This window comes from Franconibacter pulveris (assembly GCF_056780215.1).
In genome coordinates this window covers 4250564-4276167 of the sequence record NZ_CM165555.1, presented here as the reverse complement: position 1 = coordinate 4276167, position 25604 = coordinate 4250564, and the positions used below count along the sequence as shown (strand labels likewise).

General features: G+C 56.9%; 27 protein-coding genes. 16 read left to right on the top strand and 11 right to left on the bottom strand.

The genetic code is table 11. The annotated features are described in order from the left end of the window. Positions 1–209: 209 nt before the first annotated feature. The 3 genes from nirD to tsgA form a co-directional block, all read right to left on the bottom strand. A complete protein-coding gene (nirD, locus tag ACU4F7_RS20270) occupies positions 210–536 on the bottom strand; it encodes a nitrite reductase small subunit NirD (RefSeq protein WP_481637637.1) in 327 nt (108 codons plus the stop codon). Beyond that, entirely contained in the window at positions 533–3079 is a 2547-nt protein-coding gene (gene nirB / locus ACU4F7_RS20265; RefSeq protein WP_481637636.1) for a nitrite reductase large subunit NirB, read from the bottom strand. Before nirB ends, nirD begins: the two co-directional genes overlap by 4 nt. A 369-nt stretch (positions 3080–3448) precedes the next feature. Beyond that, on the bottom strand, positions 3449–4636 hold the full coding sequence (gene tsgA, locus ACU4F7_RS20260) for an MFS transporter TsgA (RefSeq protein ID WP_029590544.1): 1188 nt from the start codon (positions 4634–4636) through the stop codon (positions 3449–3451). 281 nt (positions 4637–4917) lie between these two features. Here tsgA and ppiA point away from each other — a divergent pair, with 281 nt between their 5' ends. The 5 genes from ppiA (at position 4918) to argD (ending at position 8258) form a co-directional block, all read left to right on the top strand. Next, positions 4918–5490 carry a peptidylprolyl isomerase A gene (gene ppiA / locus ACU4F7_RS20255; RefSeq protein ID WP_024558175.1) on the top strand — a complete coding sequence of 191 codons (573 nt, stop codon included), beginning with the start codon at positions 4918–4920 and terminating at the stop codon, positions 5488–5490. A 107-nt stretch (positions 5491–5597) separates the two neighbouring features. Further along, a complete protein-coding gene (locus tag ACU4F7_RS20250) occupies positions 5598–5768 on the top strand; it encodes a YhfG family protein (protein WP_071788492.1) in 171 nt (56 codons plus the stop codon). Continuing rightward, positions 5758–6360 carry a putative adenosine monophosphate-protein transferase Fic gene (locus ACU4F7_RS20245; protein WP_481637635.1) on the top strand — a complete coding sequence of 201 codons (603 nt, stop codon included), beginning with the start codon at positions 5758–5760 and terminating at the stop codon, positions 6358–6360. Before ACU4F7_RS20250 ends, ACU4F7_RS20245 begins: the two co-directional genes overlap by 11 nt. Before the next feature lie 30 nt (positions 6361–6390). Continuing rightward, the gene (pabA, locus tag ACU4F7_RS20240) at positions 6391–6954 is read left to right on the top strand and encodes an aminodeoxychorismate synthase component 2 (protein ID WP_029590542.1); all 564 of its coding nucleotides are present in this window, start codon (positions 6391–6393) and stop codon (positions 6952–6954) included. A gap of 86 nt (positions 6955–7040) precedes the next feature. Further along, positions 7041–8258, top strand: a complete 1218-nt coding sequence (argD, locus tag ACU4F7_RS20235) for a bifunctional acetylornithine/succinyldiaminopimelate transaminase (RefSeq protein WP_481637634.1) — start codon at positions 7041–7043, stop codon at positions 8256–8258. Here the strand turns inward: argD and ACU4F7_RS20230 are convergent, their stop codons facing one another. Together ACU4F7_RS20230 and crp are read right to left on the bottom strand one after the other, a co-directional pair. Next, positions 8259–10334: a YccS/YhfK family putative transporter gene (locus tag ACU4F7_RS20230; RefSeq protein WP_481637633.1), complete on the bottom strand. Its 2076-nt coding sequence runs from the start codon at positions 10332–10334 to the stop codon at positions 8259–8261. Positions 10335–10398: 64 nt separating this feature from the next. Then, positions 10399–11031 (bottom strand): cAMP-activated global transcriptional regulator CRP, encoded by a 633-nt coding sequence (crp, locus tag ACU4F7_RS20225; protein WP_000242758.1) that lies wholly within the window; start codon positions 11029–11031, stop codon positions 10399–10401. 308 nt (positions 11032–11339) lie between these two features. On the opposite strand from crp, the gene ACU4F7_RS20220 reads away from it, so the two are divergent. Beyond that, entirely contained in the window at positions 11340–11744 is a 405-nt protein-coding gene (locus ACU4F7_RS20220; protein ID WP_029590539.1) for an OsmC family protein, read from the top strand. Between the two features lie 21 nt (positions 11745–11765). Here the strand turns inward: ACU4F7_RS20220 and ACU4F7_RS20215 are convergent, their stop codons facing one another. The 4 genes from ACU4F7_RS20215 to ACU4F7_RS20200 all read right to left on the bottom strand — a co-directional run bounded on the left by ACU4F7_RS20215 (position 11766) and on the right by ACU4F7_RS20200 (position 14815). After that, positions 11766–12635 carry a phosphoribulokinase gene (locus ACU4F7_RS20215; protein WP_029590538.1) on the bottom strand — a complete coding sequence of 290 codons (870 nt, stop codon included), beginning with the start codon at positions 12633–12635 and terminating at the stop codon, positions 11766–11768. 114 nt (positions 12636–12749) lie between these two features. After that, positions 12750–12968 carry a YheU family protein gene (locus ACU4F7_RS20210; protein WP_029590537.1) on the bottom strand — a complete coding sequence of 73 codons (219 nt, stop codon included), beginning with the start codon at positions 12966–12968 and terminating at the stop codon, positions 12750–12752. After that, complete coding sequence (locus tag ACU4F7_RS20205; protein ID WP_029590536.1) at positions 12969–13985, bottom strand: hydrolase; 1017 nt, start codon at positions 13983–13985, stop codon at positions 12969–12971. Positions 13986–14095: 110 nt separating this feature from the next. Next, positions 14096–14815, bottom strand: coding sequence for an NUDIX hydrolase (locus ACU4F7_RS20200; protein ID WP_481637632.1), 720 nt, complete (start codon positions 14813–14815; stop codon positions 14096–14098). A 197-nt stretch (positions 14816–15012) separates the two neighbouring features. Here ACU4F7_RS20200 and prs point away from each other — a divergent pair, with 197 nt between their 5' ends. Next, a complete protein-coding gene (gene prs, locus ACU4F7_RS20195; RefSeq protein ID WP_481637631.1) occupies positions 15013–15870 on the top strand; it encodes a ribose-phosphate diphosphokinase in 858 nt (285 codons plus the stop codon). An 11-nt stretch (positions 15871–15881) separates the two neighbouring features. Then, a complete protein-coding gene (locus tag ACU4F7_RS20190) occupies positions 15882–17369 on the top strand; it encodes a nicotinate phosphoribosyltransferase (RefSeq protein ID WP_481637630.1) in 1488 nt (495 codons plus the stop codon). Positions 17370–17388: 19 nt separating this feature from the next. Here ACU4F7_RS20190 and ACU4F7_RS20185 read toward each other — a convergent pair whose 3' ends face one another. Next, positions 17389–19293, bottom strand: coding sequence for an ABC transporter ATP-binding protein (locus tag ACU4F7_RS20185; protein ID WP_029590533.1), 1905 nt, complete (start codon positions 19291–19293; stop codon positions 17389–17391). Positions 19294–19416: 123 nt separating this feature from the next. Between ACU4F7_RS20185 and kefG the strand changes: the two genes are divergently transcribed. The 4 genes from kefG (at position 19417) to slyD (ending at position 22662) form a co-directional block, all read left to right on the top strand. After that, positions 19417–19971 carry a glutathione-regulated potassium-efflux system ancillary protein KefG gene (kefG, locus tag ACU4F7_RS20180; RefSeq protein ID WP_029590532.1) on the top strand — a complete coding sequence of 185 codons (555 nt, stop codon included), beginning with the start codon at positions 19417–19419 and terminating at the stop codon, positions 19969–19971. Then, complete coding sequence (kefB, locus tag ACU4F7_RS20175; protein ID WP_024560253.1) at positions 19971–21776, top strand: glutathione-regulated potassium-efflux system protein KefB; 1806 nt, start codon at positions 19971–19973, stop codon at positions 21774–21776. The genes kefG and kefB overlap by 1 nt, the downstream gene beginning before the upstream one ends. A 10-nt stretch (positions 21777–21786) precedes the next feature. Beyond that, positions 21787–21987: a YheV family putative zinc ribbon protein gene (locus ACU4F7_RS20170; RefSeq protein WP_024558549.1), complete on the top strand. Its 201-nt coding sequence runs from the start codon at positions 21787–21789 to the stop codon at positions 21985–21987. Between the two features lie 93 nt (positions 21988–22080). Then, on the top strand, positions 22081–22662 hold the full coding sequence (gene slyD / locus ACU4F7_RS20165; protein ID WP_029590531.1) for a peptidylprolyl isomerase: 582 nt from the start codon (positions 22081–22083) through the stop codon (positions 22660–22662). 42 nt (positions 22663–22704) lie between these two features. Here the strand turns inward: slyD and ACU4F7_RS20160 are convergent, their stop codons facing one another. Further along, positions 22705–22923, bottom strand: a complete 219-nt coding sequence (locus ACU4F7_RS20160) for a protein SlyX (RefSeq protein ID WP_024558551.1) — start codon at positions 22921–22923, stop codon at positions 22705–22707. 207 nt (positions 22924–23130) lie between these two features. Here ACU4F7_RS20160 and fkpA point away from each other — a divergent pair, with 207 nt between their 5' ends. From fkpA to tusC, 4 genes are all read left to right on the top strand, one after another. Continuing rightward, on the top strand, positions 23131–23955 hold the full coding sequence (gene fkpA / locus ACU4F7_RS20155; RefSeq protein WP_029590530.1) for an FKBP-type peptidyl-prolyl cis-trans isomerase: 825 nt from the start codon (positions 23131–23133) through the stop codon (positions 23953–23955). 173 nt (positions 23956–24128) lie between these two features. Next, positions 24129–24857: a helix-turn-helix transcriptional regulator gene (locus ACU4F7_RS20150; protein WP_024558553.1), complete on the top strand. Its 729-nt coding sequence runs from the start codon at positions 24129–24131 to the stop codon at positions 24855–24857. Continuing rightward, a complete protein-coding gene (gene tusD / locus ACU4F7_RS20145; RefSeq protein WP_029590529.1) occupies positions 24857–25243 on the top strand; it encodes a sulfurtransferase complex subunit TusD in 387 nt (128 codons plus the stop codon). Before ACU4F7_RS20150 ends, tusD begins: the two co-directional genes overlap by 1 nt. Continuing rightward, entirely contained in the window at positions 25243–25602 is a 360-nt protein-coding gene (gene tusC / locus ACU4F7_RS20140) for a sulfurtransferase complex subunit TusC (protein WP_481637629.1), read from the top strand. Before tusD ends, tusC begins: the two co-directional genes overlap by 1 nt. The last annotated feature ends 2 nt before the right edge of the window (positions 25603–25604 follow it).

Below are 25604 nucleotides of genomic sequence, written 5' to 3'. Positions count from 1 at the left end.
GCGCAGGTGCGGGAAAGAACCGGGTGGGCGCTTATTCATCCTGCCTGGCGGTTGCCCCTCATCCAGGCCCTCTCCCGGACGGGAGAGGGAACCGGGCAGTGCCGAGCCTGGCGTAAAATTTCGCGCGCCCCGCTGTCTCTACATCAGAGCGCGCGAAGCGAAGCGTCACCCGCCTGAAACCCGGAAAGCGTTGTTGTGACCTTTCTGGGTTACGCCTTCACCTGCACCTGACCGTCCTTCACGCGCGCCTCAAAATGCGTTACGGAGCGGTTTTCATCTTCCATACACAACCCGTCGCGCAGGCGGAAACGCTGCTTTTTCAGCGGGCTCGCCACCCACAGCTCGCCCTGATGTTCGGCGATGATGCCGCGGGAGAGGACGCTCGCTTCAAAGAACGGGTCGATATTGCTGATGGCGTAAACCTCCTCGTTGGCGCGAGGGCGGAAAATCGCGACCTGTTTAGTGCCAAGCAGGGCGCAGACGCCGGTTGCCGGGATAATGTCATCAAGCTGGCAGACGGTGTTCCACTGGCTCATACAGTTTCCTCCTCCACGAAGGTGACCGGAATGCGCTCATACGGCGTGGCCGGACGATGTTGCTGACGCTCCGCCACGACCTGCACGTTCGGGTCGCGACGATCGCTGTTGATAAAGTGTTTGAAGCGAACCTGCGCCTGCGGGTTGTTGACCGTTTCCGTCCATTCGCAGATAACCGCTTCGCGCAGACGAGTCATCTCCGCTTCCAGCTGTGCGTTCAGACCCAGCTTGTCGTCGATGATGACGCTCTTCAGGTAGTTGATGCCGCCTTCCATCGCGTCCAGCCATGGCGCGGTGCGGGTCAGCTTATCCGCGGTGCGGATGTAGAACATCATGAAGCGGTCGAGGTAGCGCACCAGCGTGTCGCGATCGAGATCCGCCGCCAGCAGATCCGCGTGGCGCGGTTTCATGCCGCCGTTGCCGCACACATACAGGTTCCAGCCTTTCTCGGTGGCGATAATGCCGACATCTTTGCCCTGCGCTTCCGCGCATTCGCGGGTGCAGCCGGAGACGCCGAATTTCATCTTGTGCGGGGTGCGGATGCCTTTATAGCGGTTCTCAAGCTCAACCCCCAGACCTACGCTGTCGCCGACGCCGTAGCGGCACCAGGTGCTGCCGACGCAGGTTTTCGCCATACGCAGCGCCTTAGCGTAAGCGTGGCCGGTTTCAAAGCCCGCGTTGATAAGCTGGCGCCAGATCTCTGGCAGGTCGTCTTTGCGCGCGCCGAACAGGCCGATGCGCTGGGAACCCGTGATTTTGGTGTAGAGGTTAAACTCACGGGCGATGCGGCCTACTTCCATCAGCCCCTCGGGGGTAATTTCGCCGCCGGCGGAGCGTGGAATGACTGAGTAAGTGCCGTCTTTCTGGATATTCGCCAGGAAGTTGTCGTTGGTGTCCTGCAGCGGAGTGTGCTGCGGTTTCAGCACATATTCGTTCCAGCAGGAGGCGAGCAGCGAACCGACGGTGGGTTTACACACTTCGCAGCCATAACCGCTGCCGTATTTCGCCAGCAGTTCGTCGAAGGTTTTAATGCCTTCTACGCGAATGAGGTGATACAGCTCCTGACGAGAAAAGGCGAAGTGTTCGCACAGGTTATTGGTTATCTCAATACCCTGTTTAGCCAGTTCGGCGTTCAGCACCTGCGTCACCAGCGGGATACAGCCGCCGCAACCGGTGCCGGCTTTGGTTTCCGCTTTCAGCGCCGCCACGGTGTGGCAGCCGCGGCCGATGGCGGCGACCAGGTCGCCTTTGGTCACATCGAAGCAGGAGCAAATCTGCGCGCTGTCCGGCAGTTTATCCACACCGATGGCTGGTTTGCCCTGGCTTGCATGTGCGGGCAGGATGAGCGAATCCGGGTTTTCCGGCAGTTCGATGGCGTTCAGCACCAGCTGCAGCAGGTTGCCGTAGTCGCTGGTGTCGCCCACCAGCACGGCGCCGAGCAGGGTTTTGTTGTCCGCGCTTACCACGAGGCGTTTGTAAACCTCTTTGCTTTCGTCGAGAAAGACGTAGCTGCGGGAGTTCGGCGTACGGCCATGCGCGTCGCCGATGCCGCCCACGTCAACGCCGAGCAGCTTCAGTTTGGCGCTGAGATCCGCCCCTTCGAAGGCGTTCGCGTTGCCAAGAATATGGTCGACCGCGACCTGCGCCATTTTGTAGCCCGGCGCCACCAGCCCGTAAACACGGCTGTTCCAGCTGGCGCATTCGCCGATAGCGTAGATATCCGGGTCGGAAGTCTGGCACTGGTCGTTGATCATGATGCCGCCGCGCTGGGCGATAGCGAGATCGCACTGTTTCGCGAGCTTATCGCGCGGGCGAATACCGGTGGAGAACACAATGAAGTCCACTTCCAGTGCGCTGCCGTCGGCAAAACGCATGGTTTTACGCGCTTCAACGCCTTGCTGAACGATCTCTTGCGTATTTTTGCTGGTGTGAACTTTCACGCCCATGCTTTCAATTTTGCGACGCAGCTGTTCGCCGCCCATCTGATCAAGCTGTTCGGCCATCAGCATCGGCGCGAATTCGATAACGTTCGTTTCCACGCCTAAGTTTTTCAGCGCCCCGGCGGCTTCCAGACCGAGCAGGCCGCCGCCCACGACCGCGCCGCGTTTACTGCGACGCGCGCAGGCTTCAATGGCGTTCAGGTCTTCAATAGTGCGGTAGACGAAGCAATCCTGGGTTTCCGCGCCTTTGATAGGCGGGATCCACGGATAAGAGCCGGTCGCCATGATCAGTTTGTCGTAATAAACGCTGCGCCCGGAGCTGGAGTGAATCACCTTCTCCTGACGGTTAATGGTAATGGCGCGTTCGCCCACCAGCACTTTCACGCCGTGTTTTTCATAAAACCCTTCACGGACAAGAGAGAGTTCTTCAGCGGTATGGTGGGAGAAGTAGGAGGAGAGATGCACGCGGTCATAGGCGATGCGCGGCTCTTCACAGAAGACGGTAATGTCGAACTGGCCCGGTTCGGCTTTGTCGAGAAGGTCCTCGATAAAGCGGTGGCCGACCATGCCGTTACCGATAATAGCGAGTTTGACGTTGCTCATTTTTGCCTCGATTTCTTTTCTATTACTGCCTACCTTAACGATTCAGCACCCCCGCTTATTGATGTGGATCAATTGCCCTCTTATATACCCCTTAAGAGGTATATGTTTGATTTTCCTTTTATTTTCTAAGTTATGGAAATTTCTGGAAATTCGCGCTTGAGGATTTTCTGAACAAAAAAGAACGGTCGAGGCAGCGAGGCGCTGATTTTTTCACAAGGCATTAACAACTAAGGAAACGGACTGGAAATAGTTACGAAGGGGTGCCATGCGGAAGAGGAAAAGCGTTAACCGGGGGCGGAGCGGCGTTCATGGCTGAACGCCGGAATCTGAACAATGTCCCCTTCCAGACGGAAAGGGACATTAGGCTTATTAGTGCGCGGCGGCGGCAGCCGAGTGCTGGCGATGACGAGTCACAAAGCCCAGCGCGAAGCACATAACAAACACGACAGCGTAAAGGCCGTTAGCGGTAAACAGCGCAGCCTGCGCGCCGTGATTCGCCACAATCGGGCCGGTTACGATAAAGGTCAGCATGGTGCCGACGGTGCCGCAGGTCAGGATAAAGTTAACCAGCTTCGGCGAGGCGACTTTGGTCTGCAGCGAGCCCAGCGTAATGATGGTAGTGTAGATAGCGCTGGAGAAGAAGCCCAGCGCCAGGATGAACCACGACATGTGCTCCGGTTTGCTGGTGATGAAAAAGTACATCAGCACCGTGGCGAGGCCCGCCAGCACGGTCAGGATACGCTGCAGGTCAAAGAAGCGCAGCACGAAGCTGAACACCCACATGCCTATCATGTAAGACATCCAGAAGTTGCTCACCAGCGTACCGGCGTCATTCAGGTTCATGCCGAGGCCTTTGGTGGCGTACTCCGGCACCCAGCCGATAAAACCGAGCTGACCCAGAATGTAGCAAAGCGCGGCGATGGAAAGAAACAGCACGCCGACGCCCCATTTTTCTTTCGCAACCGGCTGATCGGCTTTCGGCGCATGTTTGCCGAGCACCGGGAAATCGCAGCCGAAAGTCAGGATGAAGATGGCGACGTAGACCAGACCGATGCAGGCATACACCCAGTACCACTCAATGGCGCGCGCCAGCAGGAAGGCCGCCACCATTGGGAAGATCATCCCGGCCATACTGAAGAAGGAGTCGGTAAACAGCAGGCGGGAACCGCGCTGACGTCCTTCATACATATGGGTGATAAGGAAGGTGCCGATAGACATGGTGATCCCGCTGACCAGGCCCAGTACGAACATCGCCGCCGAGAACAGCGCGAGGCTCTGGCTGTACATCAGGGCGGCAACGGCGACAACCATCAGCAAAAAGCCGAAACGCAGTTGGGTTTTCAGCGGCACGATCTCCATCAGCCAGGCGTTCAGGAAAATAGAGATAAGAATGCCGGCGTTAAGGAACGTAAAGGTATTGCTCATGCTGGATACAGGCAGATGGAAATACTCTGCAATGTTGCCCATCACCATGCCGGTGACGATAACCAACGCGCCGGTTAACGCGTAGGAGAAGAAACTGATCCATGTGAGTCTGATGCGGTTACTGTTAGTCATGGGGAGCCTGTGCATAGATATGTAAAGCGCGTTGACAGCGCCGTAAGCATGCGCATTTTATGCTCGAACGTGATCCAATTAAACATTGAGATACTTTTTTGCTGCAACTTATCTGTTATTACTTGAGATCTATCACATAAATTAACCGGTCAGGCTTAAGTGATAGCGACAAAGCGGGCTTTTAGCGTTACGTAAAGCCTGGTAAATCGCTGGCACGTTAAACAAACGCTCTTTAGAATCGATCCACTTGCATTCATCACTGCCCACGTAAGGAATTTTTCATGTTTAAAACGACTCTGGCGGCTGTCGCGGCTGTGTTTGCTCTCTCTGCGCTTTCTCCGGCCGCACTGGCGGCGAAAGGCGATCCACGCGTACTGCTCACCACTTCAGCAGGCAACATCGAGCTGGAGTTAAACAGCCAGAAAGCCCCTGCAACGGTGAAGAATTTTGTCGATTACGTGAACAACGGTTTTTATAACAACACCATTTTCCATCGCGTTATTCCGGGCTTTATGGTCCAGGGCGGCGGTTTTACGGCGGACATGCAGCAAAAAACCACGAACCCGCCGGTGAAAAACGAAGCGGACAACGGCTTGCCTAACACGCGCGGCACCATCGCCATGGCCCGTACCGCCGATAAAGACAGCGCCACCAGCCAGTTCTTTATCAACGTGGCCGATAACGCTTTCCTGAACCACGGCCAGCGCGACTTTGGCTACGCCGTATTTGGTAAAGTTGTGAAAGGCATGGATGTAGCCGATAAAATCGCTCAGGTGCCGACGCACGACGTGGGCCCATACCAGAATGTGCCGTCAAAACCGGTAGTTATCCTCTCCGCGAAAGTCCTGCCTTAATCTTTCCTGACGCGGGTGGCCCACACCCGCGTTTCCTCCTGCTTTCTGCGCATCTGCCAATTGCTGCTTATACTTGTGGCAAATACGGTTACGTTCAGGGAGGCGTTATGGCGAAAAAACTTACCGACAAACAGAAGGCCCGGCTGTGGGAGCGGCAAAAGAACGCCAACTTCCAGGCCAGCAACCGTCTGGAAGGGATCGATATCCCTCTTATCACCCTGTCGCGCGAAGAAGCGCTGGCGCGTATCGACGAACGGAGGGGGCACTATGAGCGATAAATTTGGCGAAGGGCGCGACCCCTATTTCTGGTCGGGCAGCGAAGTGCTGCGCAACCGGCTGAACATCCATTCTTTGCAGGACTTGCAGCACGCCGAGCGCGAGCTTACCTCGCTGCGAGCCGCCACCCTTGAGCTGGGGCCTTTGCCGCGCGGGTTGCCGCACCTGTGCGCCATCCACCGCCAGCTTTTTCAGGATGTCTATGAATGGGCGGGCGAGCTGCGCGAAGTGGATATCTACCAGGGCGATACCCGCTTCTGCCACTTCGAATACATCGAAAAAGAGGGCAACGCCCTGATGCAGGAGCTGGAGGACGAAAAGTATCTGGTCGGCCTGGAGCCTGAAGCTTTCATTGAGCGCCTTGCCCACTACTATTGCGAGATAAACGTCCTGCACCCGTTTCGTATCGGTACCGGCCGCGCCCAGCGGGTTTTCTTCGAACAGCTGGCGCTGCATGCGGGTTACAGCCTCGACTGGCGCGACGTGGATGTAACGGCCTGGAATGCGGCCAACCAGGCGGGCGCTATGGGCGACCTCGCGCCGCTGCGCGAGATCTTCAGCAAAGTGGTGAGCGAGGCGCGCGAAAGCGAGTAGAATGACGCGGTTCTTTTTTCCGGAGCCGCCATGCTACTGCTTATCGACAACTACGACTCGTTTACCTGGAACCTCTATCAGTACTTTTGCGAGCTGGGGGCGCAGGTGGTGGTGAAGCGCAACGACGAGCTAACGCTTGCCGACATCGCGACGCTGGCGCCGCAAAAGCTGGTTATCTCTCCCGGTCCCTGTACCCCCAACGAAGCGGGTATTTCGCTTGCGGCCATTTCCCACTATGCGGGCAGGCTCCCAATCCTTGGCGTTTGCCTCGGTCATCAGGCTATCGGGCAGGCCTTTGGCGCTTCGGTCGTGCGGGCGGAAAAAGTCATGCATGGCAAAACGTCGCAGATTCAGCACACCGGAGAAGGCGTCTTTGCCGGGCTGAATAATCCGCTTACCGTTACGCGTTATCATTCGCTGGTTATCGACCCGCCGACGCTGCCGGATGATTTTACCGTCACCGCCTGGACCGATCGTCAGGAGATCATGGGCATTCGGCATAAGCGATGGGATCTCGAAGGGGTGCAGTTTCACCCGGAGAGCATTCTGAGCGAGCAGGGGCACCAACTGTTGGCAAACTTCCTTAATCGCTGAATTTTCATTGCCATTAATTGATTTATTATGCATATTTTATGCTTATCTTTTCATATGCGGTTTCGCATTAACTGGATGGGCATGACATGGCGACTGAACAAACTGCAATTACCCGCGCGACTTTTGATGAAGTGATCCTGCCGGTTTATGCACCGGCGGAGTTTATCCCGGTGAAGGGCAAGGGCAGCCGGGTGTGGGATCAGCAGGGTAATGAGTATGTGGATTTTGCCGGCGGCATCGCGGTGACGGCGCTGGGTCATTGCCATCCTGCGCTGGTAGAGGCGCTGAAAACGCAGGGTGAAACCCTCTGGCATACCAGCAACGTGTTTACCAACGAACCGGCGCTGCGCCTCGGTCGTAAAATCATTGAAGCCACCTTCGCTGACCGCGTACTGTTTATGAACTCCGGCACCGAAGCCAACGAAACGGCGTTCAAACTGGCTCGTCATTACGCGATTACCCGCCACAGCCCTTACAAAACGAAAATCATCGCGTTTCATAATGCCTTTCATGGCCGCTCGCTGTTTACCGTTTCGGTCGGCGGGCAGCCGAAATATTCCGATGGCTTCGGCCCCAAGCCAGCCGACATCATCCACGTGCCTTTTAATGACCTGAGCGCCGTTAAAGCGGTAATGGACGACCACACCTGCGCGGTGGTGGTTGAGCCCGTGCAAGGAGAAGGTGGCGTTACCGCCGCCACGCCAGCGTTTTTACAGGGGCTGCGCGAACTCTGCGACCAGCATCAGGCGCTGCTGGTGTTTGATGAAGTACAGAGCGGCATGGGCCGCACCGGCAAGCTTTTTACCTACATGCATTACGGCGTGACGCCAGACATTCTGACCAGCGCGAAGGCGCTTGGCGGCGGTTTCCCGGTAAGCGCGGTGCTGGCGACGCAGGATGTGGCCTCGGCATTTCACGTCGGCTCGCATGGCTCCACCTATGGCGGCAACCCGCTGGCCTGCGCGGTGGCGGGCGCGGCGTTTGATATCATCAACACGCCGGAGGTGCTGGATGGCGTTAACGCGAAGCGCGAGCAGTTTGTACGCCACCTGCGCGCTATCGACGAGCAGTACAACCTTTTCAGCGACATTCGCGGAATGGGCCTGCTGATTGGCGCGGAGCTGAAGCCCGCTTATAAAGGCCGTGCGCGGGATTTCCTCTACGCCGCCGCCAGTGAAGGGCTGATGGTGCTGAACGCCGGGCCGGATGTGATGCGCTTCGCGCCGTCGCTGGTAGTGGAAAGCGAGGATATCGACGAAGGGATGGCGCGCTTCGCGAAAGCCGTAGCGCGCGTAACAGGCTAATCAGCCCAGACGGCGCTTAAGCCAGATGCCGTGATGCGGCCGCTGACGCCATGCCACCGAAGAGATTGTGTGCATGGTGTTCAGGTGGCCGAGAATACGGTGCACATGCTGTTCCATGACGCTCAACGCAGTATCCGGCAGCGTCTCTGGCCCCTCCAGAATGTTCGCGTCGTGGGATTCCCCCGGCGCATCATATTCCAGCCGTTGCTGGCAGCGCTGCAACGCAATTTCACAGGACTCCAGATAACGCGCCGCCAGTTCCGGCGTCAGCATATGGTGCTCGCGCGCCATCGTCGTCATGGCGTTGATATGCTCAACGATAAACTGGCTGTGCGTAACCCAAAGCTTCATATCATCCAGGTAGTGGGCGTTGAAGCCAGGTTCCTGCATCGCCTGGTTCAGCGAGTTATAAAGTGCGTTATGCGCCTGGTTGACGCGCATCCGCTGCCAGGCAAGCGGCGCAGGCTGCGGGTCGCCGCTCAGGATAAGGCGCAGCGCCTCCTGGTCCGCCTCCAGCGCGTCGTGGGCGTTCTGGCGTAGCAGCCCGCTTTGCCATTGCGGCCACAGCCAGACCATACCGCCGAAAGCGATAAAGCAACCAATCAACGTGTCGATAAGCCGGGTGACGATAAACTGTTCGCCGTTCAGCGACAGCAGCTGTAAGGAGTAAACCGCCGTCACCGTGAAGCCAATCATCGCCCAGCCGTAGTTTTTGCGGATGATAAGGTAGCTAATCAGCGTGATAGCCAGCATCACCAGCAGCATGTAGCCCTGCGGCACATGCAGGTGCAGCGTGACGCCCGCGATGATTAACCCCGCCAGCGTGCCGGCCGCTCGCTGGAGAATGCGCACCCGCGTCGCCCCGTAGCCATTCTGCGTCACAAACATCACGGTCATGAGGATCCAGTACGGTTTTGGCAGATGGAATGCGTTGCCGACGAGGCTTGCGATGCTCAGCATCACTCCCAGCCGCGCGGCGTTGCGCAGAGCGGCGGATTTGAGCGAAAGGTAGCTTTTCAGCGCCGGGAATAGCGGCAGCCGTTTCTGCCGGTCGGCCATCAGGTCGCGGGCATAGAGCGGACGCTGGGTGCGCAGGATGCGGGCGATGCGGCTGAAGTGGTATTCGCAGAAATGACCGACAAGGTTGTCCGGGTGCTGACGGGCGATTTTCTCCAGCGCGGCGATTTGCTTATCCATGGCGAAACGCTGCGGATAGCGATGGTAGAGGATGTCGTCGGCCATAACGCGCAGGCGCGCGCTAATGGTCTGTGCGTTCCAGCGGATCACCGCCTCGGCGTGGCTGCGCTCCACCAACTTTTGCACCTCCTCCGGCTGATGCAGGCTGACCGAAATATGCTCCTGCAAATCCAGCGCCATCTGGAAGGTGCGCAGCAGACGCTTATAGCCGCTCTGTTTCCCGGCCGCCAGCATGTGCAACTGTTGATAGCACTGGCTGATAAGGTCCACTACTTTTTGTTGATGCGTAAGCAGCGGGGGCAGGGCAGTTTCCGGGTCGGTATGCTGCGTCAGCAGGTTATATTTCGCTTCGCAATAGTCCGCCAACTGGCGATACAGCAGGCTTAGCGACTCGCGAAGCGGCTGCTCGCGCCACAGCCAGAACCAGAACCAGTTAAACAGCCCGTACCAGAGCGTGCCGAAAATATAGAGCAGGATAGGCTCCCAGACTGGCATGTTCCCCGCGAGGCTTAGCGTAAAAATGGCGGCGATAAGCGAAGCGGGCAGCAACCGGGCATGCAGCGAGCTTATCTCCGCCGTCACGCCAAGCAGCAGCGCCATGCCTAAAAAGATAAGCGGCAGCGGCAGATTGTTCGCCAGTAACAGTTGCACGGTAAAACTGCTGACGGCAAAGAGCGAAGCGCCGACCGCCAGACGTTTGAAAAAGCGCTTGTGGGGCGTGTCGAGCCCGGCGATGTTGCAGCAGGCAGGCACCAGCGAAAAAAGCAGGCCCTGTTGCAGATGGCCCAGCAGCAACCCAACCGCCACCGGCAGACACAGGATCAGCGTCTGACGCAGGGCGTAGTTCACTTCCGGGTGATAAATGAGACGGCGAAACATAGAGGTAAGTGTAGAAACAAAAACGGCGTGTTACCGAAGCGACACGCCGTTTTTTTATGGCGGTTTAGCGGGTGCCGTAAACCACGATGGTCTTACCGTGCGCGGAGATCAGGTTTTGATCTTCGAGCATTTTCAGGATGCGACCGACGGTTTCGCGGGAGCAACCCACAATCTGGCCGATTTCCTGACGGGTGATTTTAATTTGCATGCCGTCGGGATGGGTCATGGCGTCCGGCTGTTTCGCCAGGTTGAGCAACGTCTGGGCGATGCGGCCCGTCACGTCGAGGAACGCCAGGTTGCCGACTTTTTCAGAGGTGACTTGCAGACGACGCGCCATCTGCGAAGAGAGGCGCATCAGGATGTCCGGGTTCACCTGGATAAGCTGGCGGAATTTCTTATAGGAAATCTCGGCGACTTCGCAAGCAGTCTTGGCGCGAACCCAGGCGCTGCGCTCCTGGCCCTCTTCAAACAGGCCCAGTTCGCCGATAAAGTCTCCCTGATTCAGATACGAGAGGATCATCTCCTTGCCCTCTTCGTCTTTGATCAGCACTGCCACTGAGCCTTTAACGATGTAATACAACGTTTCCGCTTTTTCACCCTGGTGAATCAGCGTGCTCTTCGATGGGTACTTATGAATGTGGCAATGTGACAAGAACCATTCGAGAGTCGGGTCTGTTTGCGGTTTGCCAAGCACCATGCGCTGTTATCCTCTGTTTAAACTGGCTCCAAAGACGGGGCGCGGGTCCCCCATCTGGCTTTGCAATCATTATCTTCCCGCATCCCGGGAAGTTGGCTGTCCATGTCGTCGCAGCCGGTAAATTGTCTTGTCCTCTGCATACATGCATAACATCAATGTATCGCCGCAGCATCCAGACTGTTTTAGCATAGCTTTTCATGGGTGTCTTCTATTGTCTCGTTTCAGCTTGACGCAGGTCGCCCTTCCGTTGCCTCTTTCGTAACTGGCGCGTAATCTGTCAAAAATTTTTATACATCGGAGTGATGATTATGCAGGCACGAGTAAAGTGGGTTGAGGGATTGACGTTTCTGGGCGAATCCGCTTCAGGGCACCAAATCCTGATGGACGGTAATTCCGGCGATAAAGCGCCAAGCCCGATGGAAATGGTGCTGATGGCGGCAGGCGGTTGCAGCGCTATCGACGTGGTGTCTATTTTGCAAAAAGGGCGTCATGACGTTCAGGATTGCGAAGTGAAACTGACCTCAGAACGCCGCGAAGAGGCGCCGCGTTTGTTCACTCACATTAACCTGCACTTTATCGTAACGGGTAAGGCGCTGAAGGAGGCGGCTGTGGCGCGCGCGGTGGATCTCTCCGCTGAGAAATATTGCTCTGTGGCGCTGATGCTCGGCAAAGCGGTCAACATCACCCACTCTTATGAAGTGGTGGAAGCCTGACGCGGGGCGGCGTCAGCCGCCTTATTCAATTTTTTTCCCTTCCATCAATCGCTGCACCAGCGGCAGCATAATTAATTCCATCGCCAGCCCCATCTTGCCGCCGGGAACGACAAGCGTATTGATGTGAGAAATGAAAGAACCCTGAAGCATGGCGAGCAGCCAGGGGTAATCAATCCCTTCAAGGTTGCGAAAGTGGATAACCACAAAGCTTTCATCGAGCGAAGGAATGCCTTTCGCCGCGAAGGGGTTAGACGTATCCACCGTCGGCACGCGCTGGAAATTAATATGGGTGCGGGAAAACTGCGGCGTGATGTAGTTAATGTAATCTTCCATTGATCGCACCACGGAATCCATCACCGCCTCGCGTGAATGCCCTCGCTCGCTGGTATCGCGAATCAGCTTTTGGATCCACTCAAGGTTGACGATAGGCACTACGCCCACCAGCAAATCTACATGCTGCGCCACGTTGTGATGCGGCGTGACCACGCCGCCGTGCAGCCCTTCATAAAACAGCACGTCGGTAGGCTCCGGCAGCGGCTGCCAGGGCGTAAAGGTGCCCGGCACCTGGTTCCACGGCACCGCTTCATCATAGGTATGCAGGTATTTGCGCGATTTCCCCTGGCCGCTGCGGCCATACTCGATAAAGGTTTGTTCAAGCAGGCCAAAGTCGTTGGCGTCGGGGCCAAAATAGCTGATATGCCGGCCTAAATCGCGCGCCTTGCGGATAGCCATATCCATTTCCGGGCGCGTATAGCGGTGAAAGCTGTCGCCTTCCACTTCCGCGGCATGAAGGTGTAGTTGAGCGAAGATCTTACGAAACGCAAGGCTGGTGGTGGTCGTGCCTGCGCCGCTGGAACCTGTAACGGCGATAACCGGGTGTCTTGATGACATAGCGAGAACTCCATGGATACGCGAAAAAGGTACGCCACTGACGCCAGCGTTCCGGCGCTGGCGGAATAGTCTGCTTCGCTCTGGCGTCAGCCTGACAAAAAGCCAGGCTGACCATCAGCCACGGAACTGCCCGCGCGGCATGATATTGACCGTTTCGTGCAGTTCAGACCACACCAGAACGGCTTCGCCGTTCTGTAATTGCCGCTTAACATCGGCCACTTTTTGTTCGAGCGAACGTTCATGTTCACCATAATCGGTGCCTTCGCGCAAGACAAACGCTTCAATCAGGTTGTCCAGCGTCTCGGGCGGCAGCTCTTGCCAGGGAATGATCATTTATCGGTCCAGATATGTCGTTAACCAGTCGGGAATACGCTTTTCCAGCCACATCTGCGGGCGTCGCAGCGTGCCGCCAACGAAGCCTACGTGTCCGCCATGATCGGTCAGTTGATACTCGATATTAGCAGGCAGCGTTTCACGTTGCGGGATCACGTGATGATCCATAAACGGGTCATCTTTGGCATGGATGATAAGCGTAGGTCGCGTTATCTGGTTCAGTAAAGGCAGAGCGCTACACTGGCGATAGTAGTCGATGGCGTCGCGAAAGCCGTGGATTTTCGAGGTAATAGCGTCATCGAAATCGCGAATGCGGCGCAGGCGCTTGAGCTGCGCCAGGTCTATCGGCAGCGTGCCGGGCCACGCCTTAAGCTTGCGGCTCGCGTTCGCCTTCAGCAGGTTCAGCAGGTAGCGCTGATAAACGCGGGAGAAGCCTTTATCCATGTGGTAGCTGCACGCTTCCAGCATCAACGGCGCGGAAACCACCACGCCCGCCGCCAGCGGAAAGTCTGCGTTCAGCTTCGCCATCAGGCAGGCCAGCATATTGCCGCCCAGCGAAAAGCCCACCGCCGCAGTCGGCGCCTCGCCGAAGCGCCGGTTCAGCCAGTGCAGAAACCAGGTGCCGTCTTCGGTTTCGCCAGAATGATAGATGCGCGGCATTTTGTTCGGCACGCCGCTGCAGCCGCGAAAATGCATCACGACGCCAAGCCAGCCACGCTGCTTCGCCGCATGGATAAGCCCATGCGCGTAGGGGCTGTGCAAGCTGCCTTCCAGCCCATGGAAAACGACCAGCCGGGGCTTGTGGCGAGCGGCTTGCGGTTCTTCGCTAAAGGCGAGATCGACAAAATCGCCGTCCGGCAAGTCGAGACGTTGCCAGTGCGGCGTAAACTGTAGCCGACGGCGCAGCAGCCGCGGCAGCATGGTTTGCAGATGCGCGTTGCTCAGACCCGGCATCGGCTGAAAATGTTGCGAGCCGGTGGGCGGAGCGGTCAGTTCTGCAGGGGTTATTTCGGCCATAGCACCAGATTAATGTAATGAGTTCGCGAATGACTATAACGATTGTTATTCATATTGTTGATGATTTGGTGCGGCGGGGCACGATAACGAACCGGGCGTTTAGAAAAAGACTATTCCGTCAGCAGATTACGCGAGAAAAGGTGAATGTTAGCATCTGGCTTGCGTCGCCAGAGCCGCGCTTTGCGGGCGCCAGTCGCCACGCTTTCGCCGGTTTCTTCAAACATGCCGGAGGCTTCAAACCGGCGAATCAGGCTTTTACGCTGGATTGGCTGGCCAAGAATGATTTCCGTCGCCTCATGCAACTGCGTCAGGGTAAAGCGCTCCGGCAGACAGTAGACCGGCAACAGCGAATACATGGTCTTCTGGCGCAGGCGATGAAGGGCTGCCTGGATAATCTCGCTGTGATCGAAGGCGAGTTCCGTATTCGGCAGCGCCGATACTGGCACCCACTTCGCGTCGCTCACCGAGGCGATATGGGGTTGGCAATCGACCCAGGCGATAAGCGCAAACCAGGCGGCGGTGAGGCTCCAGCCGCGCGGGTCGCGCGTCGGGCCAGAAAACGTCTCCAGCTGCTCCAGCCAGGAAGGGCTGACCCCGGTTTTTTCGGTAAGCTTACGCAGCGCCGTGGCGTGGGTTGAATCATCCTTTTCGATATCAATAAACCCGCCGGGCAGCGCCCAGCGCCCCTGCTGCGGCTGTCTGGCGCGCTGTACCAACAAAACGCTTAGCGCCTGATCCGCAATCGTGAATAGCACACTGTCCACCGTCACCAGCGGCGAAGGAAAACGCGAAGGATCGTATTGCTGCAGGTATTCCGCTTCTGTCGTCATAGCTGGTCCGGGTTAATTGTCGGAGGGACAAGTTTAACAGCCTCGCTCTGTCGGGCAAGATAAACCTTTATTTCATTAATAATCATCGTGTTAACTTCGTAGTGAGGAAAGCGTGAAAATTATCGCTTGCCATTTAATGTCTCATGGACAATATTAAATGTGTCGCACGGACAATAACTAAATTTGAGGAGCGAACCATGATGCAGCCGCAACTGAAACTGGATGGCAAAGAGATAGAGGTTGAAACCGGGCGTTTTCCTGACGGCGCCGTCTGGGCGAAAGTGGCGGGCGAGCTGCCTGCTACGGCTTCGCTGATGCAGATTCGCGCCGCCGCCATGAAAAACATGGATGACTTCATGCTGCTGGCGCAACTGACCGAAGCGGTACGTCACGGCTGCGATGTCCGCTTCAGCCATCTTGAACTGCCGTGGCTGCCGTATGCCCGTCAGGATCGCCATATGCAGCAAGGCGACAGCTTCGCCCTGAAGGTCTTCGCCAGCCTGCTTAATCAACTGGCGTTCGACAAAGTTTTTGTGCTGGACCCCCATAGCGAAGCGGCGGCCGCGGCTATCACTAATCTGGTAGCTATTCCTCAGGAGCGCTGCCTGCTACAAAGCGAAACGCTGAGCGCCGCGTTGCGCGCCGGGGAACTGATACTGGTAGCGCCTGACGCGGGGGCGCTGAAAAAAATCCACGCCGTGGCGCAGGCTGTCGGCGCAGACGGGTTCGCTACACTCACGAAACAGCGCAACGTAGCGACCGGCGAGCTAACCGGTTTCCGCCTGGTTGAAGGCGAGGTAAAAGGCAAGGCGGTGCTGATTGTTGACGACCTGTGCGACGCAGGAGGCACCTTCATCGGTTCCGCTCAGGTGTTGCGCGATGCCGGCGCTCTTAGCGTCAGCCTGTATGTCACCCACGGCGTTTTCTCTAAAGGCGTGGAGAACCTGTTAAGCCAGGGAATCGATCGGATCTATACCACCACCTCGCTCGCCAGCGCTGAGCTTGCCGCGAATAATATTGACGTTATTGATATCAATAAAATTTATAACGCTTAAGGAGAGAGAAAATGATGAACCCGATTCTGGCTATCGATGGTTACAAAGTTTCACACCGCGAGCAGTACCCGGCAGGAACGACAAAGGTTTATTCAAACTTTACGCCGCGCAGCGATCGTCATTTTCATTCTCCGGTAGCGGACGGCAAGCTGGTCTTTTTCGGCCTGCAGGGCTTTTTGCAGTGGTTCCTGGTTGATCTCTTCAACGAGCGCTTCTTCGCCCGTGACGAGCAAGAGGTGGTAGCGGAATACCAGGCGGTCATGGACAGCTACATGGGCAAAGGGGCGGTCAGCGCTGAGCATATCCGCGCTCTGCACCAGTTGGGTTATCTGCCGCTGCACATCAAAGCGCTGGATGAAGGCAGCAAAGTGGCGATGAAGGTGCCGGTCCTTACCATTACCAATACCCGAGATGAGTTTTTCTGGCTGGTAAACTACCTGGAGACGGTGCTTTCCGCTGAGCTGTGGAAAGCGTCGACCAACGCCACCATCGCACACCACTATCGCCTTATCTGCGAGCGCTGGGCGAAGGAAACCTGCAGTGATGCGAGCCATCTCGATTTTCAGTGCCATGACTTCTCGTTTCGCGGCATGTCCGGGCTTCAGGACACCGCCCAGGCAGGCTGCGGCCACCTGCTGAGCTTTAAAGGCACCGACAACATCCCTTCCGTACTTTACGCCCGCGATTACTACACCCAGGGCGAGGACTACTTTATCGCGGCGTCGGTACCGGCGACCGAGCACAGCGTAATGTGCATGGGCGAGCAGGCCGGGGAAATCGAGACCTTCCGCCGACTGATTTGCGACCTTTACCCGAACGGTATTGTCTCGATTGTTTCTGATACCTGGGATTACTGGCGCGTTTTGACCGAATACACCCGCGAGCTGAAGGGTTCAATCATGGCGCGGGAAGGCCGCGTGGTGTTTCGCCCGGACAGCGGCGACCCGGTAGATATTCTGTGCGGCACGGCGGCGGATGACGATACGCGTGCAGAACGCACGCCCGAAGAGAAAGGGTCGGTGGAAGTGCTGTGGGAGATTTTCGGCGGCGCCGTGAATGAGAAAGGATTTAAGGTGCTCGACCCGCACGTCGGGCTGATTTACGGCGACTCCATTACCCTTGAGCGCGCCGATGAGATTTTGCGCCGTCTGGCGGCAAAAGGTTTCGCCAGTTCTAACGTGGTGTTTGGCGTGGGCTCTTTTACCTACCAGTACAACACCCGCGACACGTTCGGTTTTGCAATGAAAGCCACTTACGGCGAGGTCAACGGCGTCGGGCGCATGATTTTCAAAGAGCCGAAAACCGACAATGGCCTGAAACGCTCCGCGCGCGGTCTGCTGCGGGTTGAGCGCAACGAGGCGGGGGATTATCAGCTCTTTGACGAGCAAACCTGGACGCAGGAGCAGCAGGGTGAGCTAAAAACCCGTTTTCTGGACGGTAAGCTTTATCACACCGAACATCTGGAAACGCTGCGCCAGCGCCTGGCGGCAGAGCAATAACGCCACTGTGCCTGGCTGATTAATCGCCCTGGGTCATCGCTTCGAGGCGTTCATGGGCATCCAGCCAGGCCATTTCACACTCTTCCAGCGTCGCTTTCGCTTTGGCCTGCGTTTGCAGGCACTCCGTCAGTTCCGCCTTACGGCTCTGATCGTAAAGGGCGCTGTCGCTCAGCTTCTCTTCCACCTGCGCCAGCTCGGCGTTGAGCTTCTCCATCTGTTTTTCCAGCTGGGTTATCTCTTTACGCAGCGGCTGCGTGAGAGTGCGCAGTTCCGCCTCGCGGCGTTTTTGATCTTTACGCGCCTGAGCGCTGTTGGCGTTCTCTTTCGACGACTCCGCAGGCTGACTTTCCTGTTTTTGCAGGTCGCTCAGCCACTGCTGGTAATCCTCCAGATCGCCGTCGAACGGCTCTACTTTGCCGTCGTGAACCAGATAGAGATCGTCGGTGGTGGAGCGCAGCAGGTGGCGGTCGTGCGATACCACGACCAGCGCGCCTTCAAATTCAATCAGCGCTTCGGTCAGCGCCTGACGCATATCCAGGTCGAGGTGGTTAGTCGGTTCGTCGAGCAGCAGCAGATTAGGGCGCTGCCAGACGATCAGCGCCAGCACCAGGCGCGCTTTTTCACCGCCGGAGAAGCGTTCGGTCATTTCCGTGACTTTATCGCCCTGGAAGCCAAATCCGCCCAGATAATCGCGCAGCTGTTGCTCCAGCTCACGCGGCGCGAGGCGCGCCAGATGCTGCAAAGGCGACTCGTCCGCTCGCAGGAACTCCAACTGATGCTGGGCGAAGTAGCCAAGCTTGATGCCCTTCGCTAACCCGATTTCGCCGCTTACCGGCGCCAGTTCGCCCGCCAGCAGCTTGATCAGCGTGGATTTACCCGCGCCGTTGCGGCCAAGCAGGCCGATACGCGAGCCGGGCACCAGGTTAAGCTTAATGGAGTCGAGAATGATGCGCTCGTTGTAGCCTGCGCTGACTTTCTCCATTTTCAGCAGCGGGTTGGGCAGGCTTTCCGGCGCGCGGAAGCTGAAGTGGAACGGGTTATCGACATGCGCCGGGGCAATCAGCTCCATACGCTCCAGCATCTTCACACGGCTTTGCGCCTGTTTGGCTTTGGAGGCTTTGGCTTTAAAGCGGTCGATAAAGCTCTGCAGATGCGCGACGCGCTGCTGCTGGCTTTCATACATCGACTGTTGCTGGGCAAGGCGCGTGGCGCGCTGGCGCTCAAACGAGCTGTAGTTGCCGGTGTACTCGAACAGCGTCTGCTGCTCGATATGAATAATTTTGTCCACCACCGGGTCAAGGAAGTCGCGGTCGTGGGAAATCAGGATCAGCGTGCCCTGATAGCTCTTCAGCCATTTCTCCAGCCAGATCACCGCGTCGAGATCGAGGTGGTTGGTCGGTTCGTCGAGCAGCAGCAAATCGGAGCGGCAAATAAGCGCCTGCGCAAGGTTGAGGCGCATGCGCCAGCCGCCGGAGAAGTCGCTTACCGGGCGCTCCAACTGCTCATTGCTGAAGCCCAGACCGTGCAGCAGGCTCGCGGCGCGGGAACGGATGCTCCAGGCGTCGATGGCGTCGAGCTTGCCGTGCACCGTGGCGATGGCGTGACCGTCGTTGCGTTCGTTAGCCTGATTCAGCTCGCTCTCCAGCTGGCGATATTCACGATCGCCGTCAATCACATATTCCATGGCGGGCTGCGGCAGGGCGGGCGTCTCTTGGTTTACCCAGGCGAGTTGCCAGGTGCCCGGATAGCTGAAGCTGCCGCCATCGGCGCTCATCTCGTTTTTTAACAGCGACAGCAGCGTGGATTTGCCGCAGCCGTTTTTACCCACCAGCCCCACTTTCTGACCGGGATTAATGGTGGCGGTGGCATTGTCCAGCAGCACGCGCGTGCCGCGGCGGATTTGTAACGAGGAGAAAACAATCATAAGGCGCCGTATGTTCAGACTATGTTAAGTTGTCATTATAATCAGGTAACGTAGCGCTAAGCGCGCCGCGTGGGGCCGCCATGGTAGCCCAAAATAATGACAATGACGACGCCCTGGAGGGGAATGATGTCACAGACAGCGAGAGTTTTGCTGCTGTATGCCCATCCGGAATCTCAGGACTCGGTAGCCAACCGGGTTTTGCTTAAGCCGGCTTTACAGCTTCCAAATGTCACGGTGCATGACCTCTATGCACACTATCCCGATTTTTTTATCGATATCGCCCATGAACAGGCGTTGCTGCGCGAGCACGACGTGATTGTTTTTCAGTTTCCGCTTTATACCTATAGCTGCCCGGCGCTGTTGAAAGAGTGGCTTGACCGCGTGCTAAGCCGCGGCTTCGCCAGCGGGACTGGAGGCAACCAATTGGCGGGAAAGTACTGGCGTAACGTCGTCACCACCGGCGAGCCGGAGGGGGCGTACCGCTACGACGGCGCTAACCGCTATTCCCTTAGCGATATTCTGCGGCCTTTTGAGCTGACCGCCGCCATGTGCCGCATGCAGTGGCTGACCCCCATCATTGTTTACTGGGCGCGCCGCCAGACGCCGGAAGCGCTGGCAAGCCATGCCAAAGCCTACGGCGACTGGCTGGCTTCGCCGCTGGCAGCAGGAGGCCGCTGATGGAAGGGTCTGATTTGTTGCTGGCGGGCGTGCTGTTCCTTTTTGCCGCCGTCGTGGCGGTGCCGGTTGCGGCGCGCCTCGGCATCGGCGCCGTGCTGGGCTATTTGCTGGCGGGGATCGCCATCGGCCCGTGGGGGCTCGGTTTTATCAGCGACGTGCAGGAAATTTTGCACTTCTCCGAGCTGGGCGTGGTCTTTCTGATGTTCCTCATCGGCCTTGAGCTTAATCCTTCGAAACTCTGGCAGCTAAGGCGCTCAATATTTGGCGTGGGGGCGGCGCAGGTTGTTTTCAGCGCGCTGATTCTGGCCGGGTTGTTAATGCTGACGGAGTTTTCATGGCAGGCGGCGCTGGTAGGCGGCATTGGTCTGGCGATGTCCTCCACTGCTATGGCGCTACAGCTTATGCGCGACAAGGGAATGAATCGCAGCGAGTCGGGGCAGCTTGGCTTCTCTGTTCTGCTGTTTCAGGATCTGGCCGTGATCCCGGCGCTGGCGCTGGTGCCGCTGCTTGCAGGCAACAGCGACGAGCATCTCGACTGGATGAAGGTCGGTATGAAGGTGCTGGCTTTCGCCGGCATGCTGCTGGGCGGACGCTACCTGTTGCGTCCGCTGTTTCGTTTTATCGCCGCTTCCGGCGTGCGGGAAGTGTTTACCGCCGCCGCGCTGCTGCTGGTGCTGGGTTCGGCGCTGTTTATGGATGCGCTGGGCTTTTCTATGGCGCTTGGGACTTTTATCGCTGGCGTGCTGCTGGCGGAAAGCGAATACCGCCATGAGCTGGAAAGCGCTATCGAGCCGTTTAAAGGGCTGCTGCTGGGGCTCTTTTTCATCTCGGTGGGCATGGCGTTGAACCTTGGCGTGCTCTATACCCATATTCTGTGGGTGGTGATGAGCGTCGCGGTGCTGGTGGCGGTAAAAATGCTGGTGCTTTACGTGCTTTCGCGCATTTATGGCCTGCGTAACTCCGAAAGGCTGCAGTTTTCCGGCGTGTTGAGCCAGGGCGGGGAGTTCGCGTTCGTCCTCTTTTCCACCGCCTCTTCGCAACGGCTGTTTCATGACGACCAGATGGCGCTGCTGCTGGTCACCGTCACCCTGTCGATGATGACGACGCCGCTGGTGATGAAAGGCATAGATAAGCTTCTGGCGCGCCAGTTTAATTCGCCCGATGAAACGGATGAAAAGCCCTATGTCGAGGACGATCAACCGCAGGTGATTATTGTCGGCTTTGGCCGTTTCGGACAGGTTATTGGGCGCTTGCTGATGGCGAATAAAATGCGCATCACGGTGCTGGAGCGGGATATCAGCGCGGTGAATCTGATGCGCCGGTATGGTTATAAAGTTTATTACGGCGACGCCACCCAGGTTGATTTGCTGCGGGCGGCTGGCGCGGAGGCAGCCAAATCCATTGTGATTACTTGCAACGACCCGGAGGACACGATGAAAATAGTCCATCTGTGCCAGCAGAACTTTCCACAGCTAGAAATCCTGGCGCGCGCAAGAGGGCGTGTGGAGGCGCATGAGCTTCTGCAGGCGGGCGTGAAGCAATTTTCTCGTGAGACGTTTTCCAGCGCGCTGGAGCTTGGGCGCAAGACGTTGATGTCGCTTGGCATGCATCCTCACCAGGCGCAGCGCGCACAGTTGCATTTTCGCCGCCTTGATATGCGCATGCTGCGAGAGCTTATGCCTGTGCATACTGATAACGCGCAGATTTCCCGCGCGCGGGAAGCGCGACGCGAGCTGGAGGAGATCTTCCAGCGGGAGATGCAGCAGGAGCGGCGTCAGCTTGATGGCTGGGACGAATTTGAATAGAAGGTGAGTTATGGCGGTTCGTAAACGTTTTATTGCCGGGGCGCGCTGCCCTGCCTGCCAGGCCCAGGATTCGCTGGCGATGTGGCGGGAAAATAATGTCGATGTGGTGGAGTGCGTGAAATGCGGACACCAGATGCGTGAAGCGGATAAAGAAGCTCGCGAGCATGTACGCAAAGAAGAGCAAGTGATTGGGATTTTTCATCCCGACTAGCGATATGCCCCAGCTTTCTTTAAGCTTAAGGGTACACGGGCGTTGATTTGGGCTACAATCGCGCCTGACATTTTTTTCCGCTCAGGAGATATCATGAAAGTAGCAAAAGACCTGGTGGTCAGCCTGGCCTATCAGGTACGTACAGAAGACGGTGTGTTGGTTGATGAGTCTCCGGTGAGTGCGCCGCTGGACTACCTGCATGGTCACGGCTCCCTGATTTCAGGGCTGGAAAAAGCGCTGGAAGGTCACGACGTTGGCGATCGCTTCGACGTTAGCGTCGGCGCGAACGACGCTTACGGTCAGTATGACGAAAACCTGGTGCAGCGCGTACCGAAAGACGTCTTCATGGGCGTTGACGAACTGCAGGTTGGCATGCGCTTCCTGGCGGAAACCGATCAGGGTCCGGTACCGGTAGAGATTACCGAAGTGGAAGACGACCACGTTGTGGTTGACGGCAACCACATGCTGGCGGGCCAGAACCTGAACTTCAACGTAGAAGTGGTAGCGATTCGCGAAGCGACCGAAGAAGAGCTGGCTCACGGCCACGTTCACGGCGCGCATGGCCATCATCACGACCACGACCATGATCACGACCACGACGGTTGCTGCGGCGGTCACGGCCACGATCACGGCAGTAAAGGTGGTTGCGGCGGCGGTGGCTGCGGCTGCCACTAAGCACAAAGAAAAGGGCGTTGAAGACGCCCTTTTTTATTGCCTTTAATAATGCGGCGGCGGTGTCTCTTCCGCCTGCGACGCAATCATCGATGTCTGGCTCGCTTTGACTTTTTCTATCAGAAGCCGTTGCTGCTCACGCAGTTTCACCATTTCGAGTTCGTGAGCCGTCACGGTCTGGTTCAGCTCTTCGATAGTGATCTCCTGAAATGCCAGCCGGCTTTCCAGCTCCGCCAGACGCGCTTCTAAAGACTTATGCTGCATGATGTTCCTCCGTCAGAGCGGCGATTTTACGAAAAATTTGCCGCGCTTGCTGAACTTTGCCGTCAGGAAACGTATTTAAACAAAAATAATCTGAAATAAATCGATTACCGGTGGGGAGGGTGTGTAGATTTCCCCCGCAACGTTTTATATTAGTTTCCTTATTTTATATAACTCTGGGGTGAGAGGCCCCGGTCCTGGAGAAAATGGATGAAATCACTGTTTAAAGTCACGCTGCTGGCGACCACCATGGCCGTTGCGCTGAATGCACCGCTGGCCTCCGCGGCCGCACCGGCGAAAGATGCGCCTGCCGCAGCAAGCGCAAATGCGGCATTCAAAAATGACGATCAGAAATCGGCTTATGCGCTGGGCGCATCGCTGGGTCGTTACATGGAAAACTCGCTGAAAGAGCAAGAGAAGCTGGGCATCAAGCTGGATAAAGCGCAGCTGATCGCAGGCGTGCAGGACGCGTTTGCTGACAAGAGCAAACTTTCCGACCAGGAGATCGAACAGACCCTTCAGGCTTTCGAAACCCGCGTGAAGACCGCCGCACAGGAAAAAATGGAGAAGGACGCGAAAGAAAACGCCGATAAAGGCAAAGCCTTCCGTGACGCCTTCGCCAAAGAGAAAGATGTGAAAACCTCTTCTACCGGCCTGATGTATAAAGTCGAGAAAGCGGGCAGCGGCGACGCGCCGAAAGACAGCGATACCGTAGTGGTTAACTACAAAGGTACGCTTATCGATGGTAAAGAGTTCGATAACTCTTACACCCGCGGCGAGCCGCTCTCTTTCCGTCTGGATGGCGTTATCCCGGGCTGGACTGAAGGCCTGAAGTACATCAAGAAAGGCGGCAAAATCAAGCTGGTCATTCCGCCTGAGCTGGCTTACGGTAAAACCGGCGTTCCGGGCATCCCGGCTAACTCCACGCTGGTGTTCGACGTAGAGCTGCTGGATATCAAACCGGCGCCGAAAGCGGATGCGAAGCCGGAAGCCGCAGCGGGAGATAACGCTGCCGCTGACGCGAAAGCTAAATAAGTCGCTTCGAGCCGCCGCCCAATTGGGCGGCGGTTTTTTATTTTGAGCACGATATAATAAAAACTGGAAAGCACATCTTACGCTGTATTACTTTAGCGGTCTGTGTAACAACTGAGTGATGAGTCTGCCCTGACTGAAAACGACAGGCTCTCTGTAGAGGGTGGTATTTTTTCATGTCCAATTCGCTTTTAACCAATGAAACCAGCGAACTTGATTTGCTGGATCAACGTCCTTTTGATCAAACCGACTTCGATATCCTTAAATCTTATGAAGCGGTGGTGGACGGGTTAGCGATGCTCATCGGCTCCCATTGTGAAATCGTCCTGCATTCGCTTCAGGATCTTAAATGCTCGGCGATCCGCATCGCCAACGGTGAACACACTGGCCGTAAAATCGGCTCGCCGATTACCGATCTCGCGTTGCGCATGCTCCATGATATGACCGGCGCAGACAGCAGCGTCTCCAAATGCTATTTCACTCGCGCTAAAAGCGGCGTGTTGATGAAGTCGGTGACCATCGCTATTCGCAATCGTGACCATCGCGTCATTGGCCTGCTGTGCATCAATATGAACCTGGACGTCCCTTTCTCGCAGATCATGAGCACCTTCGTTCCGCCTGAAACTCAGGATCAGGAAGTGCCTTCTTCCGTTAACTTCGCCTCGTCGGTAGAAGATCTGGTGACGCAGACGCTGGAGTTCACCATTGAAGAGGTGAATGCGGACCGTAACGTGTCTAACAATGCCAAGAACCGCCAGATTGTGCTCAACCTGTATGAGAAAGGCATCTTCGATATTAAGGATGCGATAAACCAGGTCGCAGATCGGCTGAATATCTCCAAGCACACGGTCTACCTTTATATCCGCCAGTTCAAGAACGGGGACTTTCAGGGGCAGGATCGCTGATGCGTTTTGCCCTGATGGTGACAGGACCGGCCTATGGAACACAGCAGGCCAGTTCCGCTTACCAGTTCGCCGAGGCTTTACTTGCCGAAGGCCATACGCTTGTCAGCGTCTTTTTTTATCGGGAAGGGGTGTACAACGCCAACCAGTTGACCTTGCCGGCAAGTGACGAGTTTGATTTGGTTCGCGCCTGGCAGCAGCTTCATAACCGGCATGGCGCTGAATTGCATATCTGCGTAGCGGCTGCGCTGCGACGTGGCGTAACGGATGAAAGCGAAGCGAAGCAGGCGGGTCTGCCGGCTGCCAATCTCCAGCCCGGCTTTACCTTAAGCGGTCTTGGCGCGCTGGCGGAAGCGACGCTGACCTGCGACAGAGTGGTGCAGTTCTGATGAAACGCGTGGCTTTTCTGTTTACCTCTGCTCCTCACGGCTCTTCCGCCGGCAGAGAGGGGCTGGATGCGCTATTAGCGACTTCCGCGCTGACGGAAGATATCGGCGTCTTTTTTCTGAGCGACGGTGTGATGCAAATCTTGCCTGGTCAGAATCCGAAAAAAATCCTCGCGCGTGACTACATTTCGACGTTTAAAGTACTGCCCCTGTATGACATCGACCAGTGCTGGGTGTGCGCGCAGTCGCTGCGTGAACGCGGCATCCCCGCCGGGCAGGATTTTGTTATCGAGGCAGAGGCGCTGGAGCCAGAGGCGCTTCGCACCCGCCTCGATGAGTTTGATGTGTTGTTAACTTTCTGAGG

Coding starts and splice junctions, on each gene's coding strand:
- nirD (WP_481637637.1), bottom strand. CDS start 536: ATGAGCCAGTGGAACACCGTCTGCCAGCTTGATGACATTATCCCGGCA.
- nirB (WP_481637636.1), bottom strand. CDS start 3,079: ATGAGCAACGTCAAACTCGCTATTATCGGTAACGGCATGGTCGGCCAC.
- tsgA (WP_029590544.1), bottom strand. CDS start 4,636: ATGACTAACAGTAACCGCATCAGACTCACATGGATCAGTTTCTTCTCC.
- ppiA (WP_024558175.1), top strand. CDS start 4,918: ATGTTTAAAACGACTCTGGCGGCTGTCGCGGCTGTGTTTGCTCTCTCT.
- ACU4F7_RS20250 (WP_071788492.1), top strand. CDS start 5,598: ATGGCGAAAAAACTTACCGACAAACAGAAGGCCCGGCTGTGGGAGCGG.
- ACU4F7_RS20245 (WP_481637635.1), top strand. CDS start 5,758: ATGAGCGATAAATTTGGCGAAGGGCGCGACCCCTATTTCTGGTCGGGC.
- pabA (WP_029590542.1), top strand. CDS start 6,391: ATGCTACTGCTTATCGACAACTACGACTCGTTTACCTGGAACCTCTAT.
- argD (WP_481637634.1), top strand. CDS start 7,041: ATGGCGACTGAACAAACTGCAATTACCCGCGCGACTTTTGATGAAGTG.
- ACU4F7_RS20230 (WP_481637633.1), bottom strand. CDS start 10,334: ATGTTTCGCCGTCTCATTTATCACCCGGAAGTGAACTACGCCCTGCGT.
- crp (WP_000242758.1), bottom strand. CDS start 11,031: ATGGTGCTTGGCAAACCGCAAACAGACCCGACTCTCGAATGGTTCTTG.
- ACU4F7_RS20220 (WP_029590539.1), top strand. CDS start 11,340: ATGCAGGCACGAGTAAAGTGGGTTGAGGGATTGACGTTTCTGGGCGAA.
- ACU4F7_RS20215 (WP_029590538.1), bottom strand. CDS start 12,635: ATGTCATCAAGACACCCGGTTATCGCCGTTACAGGTTCCAGCGGCGCA.
- ACU4F7_RS20210 (WP_029590537.1), bottom strand. CDS start 12,968: ATGATCATTCCCTGGCAAGAGCTGCCGCCCGAGACGCTGGACAACCTG.
- ACU4F7_RS20205 (WP_029590536.1), bottom strand. CDS start 13,985: ATGGCCGAAATAACCCCTGCAGAACTGACCGCTCCGCCCACCGGCTCG.
- ACU4F7_RS20200 (WP_481637632.1), bottom strand. CDS start 14,815: ATGACGACAGAAGCGGAATACCTGCAGCAATACGATCCTTCGCGTTTT.
- prs (WP_481637631.1), top strand. CDS start 15,013: ATGATGCAGCCGCAACTGAAACTGGATGGCAAAGAGATAGAGGTTGAA.
- ACU4F7_RS20190 (WP_481637630.1), top strand. CDS start 15,882: ATGATGAACCCGATTCTGGCTATCGATGGTTACAAAGTTTCACACCGC.
- ACU4F7_RS20185 (WP_029590533.1), bottom strand. CDS start 19,293: ATGATTGTTTTCTCCTCGTTACAAATCCGCCGCGGCACGCGCGTGCTG.
- kefG (WP_029590532.1), top strand. CDS start 19,417: ATGATGTCACAGACAGCGAGAGTTTTGCTGCTGTATGCCCATCCGGAA.
- kefB (WP_024560253.1), top strand. CDS start 19,971: ATGGAAGGGTCTGATTTGTTGCTGGCGGGCGTGCTGTTCCTTTTTGCC.
- ACU4F7_RS20170 (WP_024558549.1), top strand. CDS start 21,787: ATGGCGGTTCGTAAACGTTTTATTGCCGGGGCGCGCTGCCCTGCCTGC.
- slyD (WP_029590531.1), top strand. CDS start 22,081: ATGAAAGTAGCAAAAGACCTGGTGGTCAGCCTGGCCTATCAGGTACGT.
- ACU4F7_RS20160 (WP_024558551.1), bottom strand. CDS start 22,923: ATGCAGCATAAGTCTTTAGAAGCGCGTCTGGCGGAGCTGGAAAGCCGG.
- fkpA (WP_029590530.1), top strand. CDS start 23,131: ATGAAATCACTGTTTAAAGTCACGCTGCTGGCGACCACCATGGCCGTT.
- ACU4F7_RS20150 (WP_024558553.1), top strand. CDS start 24,129: ATGTCCAATTCGCTTTTAACCAATGAAACCAGCGAACTTGATTTGCTG.
- tusD (WP_029590529.1), top strand. CDS start 24,857: ATGCGTTTTGCCCTGATGGTGACAGGACCGGCCTATGGAACACAGCAG.
- tusC (WP_481637629.1), top strand. CDS start 25,243: ATGAAACGCGTGGCTTTTCTGTTTACCTCTGCTCCTCACGGCTCTTCC.